Annotated in this window: 1 protein-coding gene and 1 pseudogene; one reads left to right on the plus strand and one right to left on the minus strand. The window is 74.7% G+C overall.

The genetic code is table 11. The features are described from left to right. Positions 1–923, minus strand: a pseudogene (locus BKE38_RS05855) (hypothetical protein); the annotation flags it as partial. 214 nt (positions 924–1,137) lie between these two features. Here BKE38_RS05855 and BKE38_RS05860 point away from each other — a divergent pair. Continuing rightward, positions 1,138–3,001 (plus strand): serine hydrolase domain-containing protein (locus tag BKE38_RS05860; protein ID WP_076956430.1); only part of this gene is annotated, 1,864 nt, incomplete at its 3' end.

Consider the following 3,001-nt stretch of genomic DNA (forward strand, 5'->3'; position numbering starts at 1 on the left):
CTCGGAGGTGTGTATGAGAGACAGCCCTCCGCCACCGCCAGCAGGCCATGCAGCCCGGCCTGGATCGCGCCGCCGGTCCAGCGCAGCGTGGCGCCGCCGGCAGCGCCCCCCGCCCCGCCATCGCCGCCCAGGGTGGTGTCGAAGAGGTCGGCGGTCGCGCCGACGCCGCCATCGCCGCCGGCGCCGCCGAGCGAGCGCACGCGGACGCCGGCGGTGAGCGCCAGCACCGTGCCGGTGGCGGTCAGCGAGGCGGCGCCGCCCGCGCCGCCGCCGCCGCCGTCGGAGGCGTCCTTGTAGAAGATGCCTGCCGTGCCGCTGTCGCCGCCGCGGCCGCCGACGCCGCCGCGCGACACCAGGTCGAGGCCGATGCCGGCTGGCCCAGACCCAGGATCGGCGACGAAGCGGCCCTCGAAGCCGATGGTGACCACGCCGCCGGCGCCGCCCCGGGCGCCGGTCGCCTCGCCGGTCTCCGAGGCCCTGGCGCCGCCCTGGCCGCCGGCGCCACCGCTGCTGGCGATCGGCGCGCCATAGGTCTGCAGGCCTGAATCCGGATTGCCGCCGCCGATGATGGTCAGGCCGGTGTTGCTGCCGGTGATCTGCGCGCCGTCCTGGCCCGGGCTGCCGGCCGGCCGGCCGCCATCGCCGCCATCGATGCCGGGGCAGCCGGCCTGGCCCTGCGAGGCGACGCCATAGGGGGTCTGCGGCGTGGTCGGGCCGAAGCTCTGGTTGGCATAATCGGCCTGGACTGGCGGCGGCGGCGGCGGATTGCCGCCCAGCGAGCATTGCGCCTGGGCGGTGCCCGGCAGCAGCGCCTGCCCCGCCGCCCAGGCCCCCAGTAGTAGGCCTAGCCGCCGGTCCTTCGCCACCGCGGCGACCGCGCGCGACGACGCCCGGGCCATCGCAGCCCGCTTGCCCCTGGACATTGGACGCTCCCCCCGCCGGGCGCGCCGGCTCTTTGCGCTGCTTAAAAAGTTGCCTATTCGCAATCATATGCCGATGATATTGTTGGGATGCCAAGAGATTCGAACCGATTTCGCGTCGGTTTTCGCATGGCGAAATTCCGTTTCGCTCCCTGCAGTGATCCCCAGGCCATCGTCACATCCGGCGCGGCAGGCGCCGCCATCGGAGAAGCACCGCGTGAGAATTCTCCCCTTCCTGCGCTGCCACCCGGACCAGGCCCCGCACGACCCGGCCGCCCGCATCCAGCGCGGCCCGACCCCGCCCGAGGACGCCCTGCGCCTGGCCCCGGGTGGGCTGGAGCGGGCGCTGGCCCGGCTGCCGGTCACCGTCCAGGCCGTCCTGCACCGGTCCGGGGTGCCCGGGGCGGCGGTGGCCGTGGTGCAGGGCGGCCGCACCGTCTTCGCCCGCGGCTTCGGACTGCGCGACAACCGCGGCACGGCGCCGGTGACGGCCGAGACCGTCTTCCAGATTGCTTCGCTGTCGAAGCCGGTGACGGCGACGGTGGTGGCCACCCAGGTGGCCGCGGAGCGCGTGTCCTGGGATGACCCAGTGCGGCGCCACCTGCCCGGGCTGCAGCTGAGCGATCCGCAGGTCGCCGCCCAGGCCACCATCGGCGACGCGCTGGAGGATCTGGGCTATCCGCGCGGCGCCATCATCGAGCGGCTGCGGCTGGCGCCGCTGGATCCCTTCCGCCGCCGTTACCACTACGCCAATTTCGGCTTCACCATCGCCGCCGAGGCGGTCGCCGCCGCCGCTGGCGCGGCGTGGGAGGACCTGGCGGCGCGGGCGCTGTTCCGGCCGCTCGGCATGCAGGCCACCAGCGCGCGCCATGCCGAGCTGCTGGCGCGCGACAACCGGGCGCTGCTGCATGTGCTGCAGGACGGGCGCTTCCAGCCGCTCTACGACCGCGATGCCGATGCGCAGTCGCCGGCGGGCGGCGTGTCCTCCACGGTGCTGGACCTGGCGGCCTGGATGAAGCTGCTGCTGCGGCCGCACCGCCCGGGCCAGCCGCCGCTGCTGACCGAGGCGGCGCTGCTGCCCGCTCTGGTGCCGCAGGTGCTGGACGGGCTGCCGCCGGTCGCCGCCGCCCGCCCCGCCGCGTATGGCTATGGCTTCAACATCGGCGTGACGCCGGGCGGGCATCCGGTCATGAGCCATTCCGGCGCCTTCCTGCTGGGCGCGGGGACGCATGTGCAGCTGCTGCCCTCGGCCGATCTCGGCGTCGTCGTGCTGACCAATGGCGGCCCAGTCGGCGCGGCCGAGGCGATCGCGGCGACGCTGACGGACACGGCGCAGTTCGGCGCGCCGCTGCGCGACTGGTTCGCCGCCTTCAACGGGCGGATGCAGGGGCTCTATGCCCCGGTAGGCGACCTGGCCGGCGGCCCACCGCCCGCGACGCCAGAACCGCCGCGCGCCGCGGAGGCCTATGCCGGGCGCTATGACAGCGATTTCTTCGGCCCGGCCGAGATCGTGACGGCCGACGGCAAGCTGGCGATCCTGCTGGGGCCGCAGCGACGACCCCATCCCCTGGCGCCCTGGGACGGCGATGTCTTCGCTCTCGCCCCGCTCGGCGAGAATGCACCGAAAGGTTCGCTGTCCTCGGTCCGCTTCACGATGGAGGAAGGGGGGCCACAGGCTTCGTCATCGCTTGGCTGGACGCGCAGGGATTGGCGCGCTGGCGGCGGTGAGGCCGCGCGTCACGCCAGGCTTGACCGCGCCGCGCCACGCTGCGGCCGACGCCTGTCACGCGGCGCGGCGGTCGACCGGATACTTCCCCGTCGCGCTCCATGGTGCTGTCTTCGTCCTTGGAGACCGGATGAGCGGCTTCGGCAGGGAAGCGGCGGCGCCGGGCATCGGCACGCCGCTTTTTTCGTACCCGGCAATGCGCGCCAGGTCGCGCCCCTGCGACTGCCCTGGGGCGGCGCTGGAGGGCGGCGGCTTGGCGGGTATGTGGCGGTGCCGCGGTCAGCGGGGCTAGGCGGCTGTGCGGCCGTCCCTGGCCGCCGGGGAGGGCGGCTGGCTGCGCAGCGGAGGAGGGGGT

Origin of the sequence: Teichococcus deserti (assembly GCF_001982615.1) — a bacterium.
Classification (GTDB): Bacteria; Pseudomonadota; Alphaproteobacteria; order Acetobacterales; family Acetobacteraceae; genus Pseudoroseomonas; species Pseudoroseomonas deserti.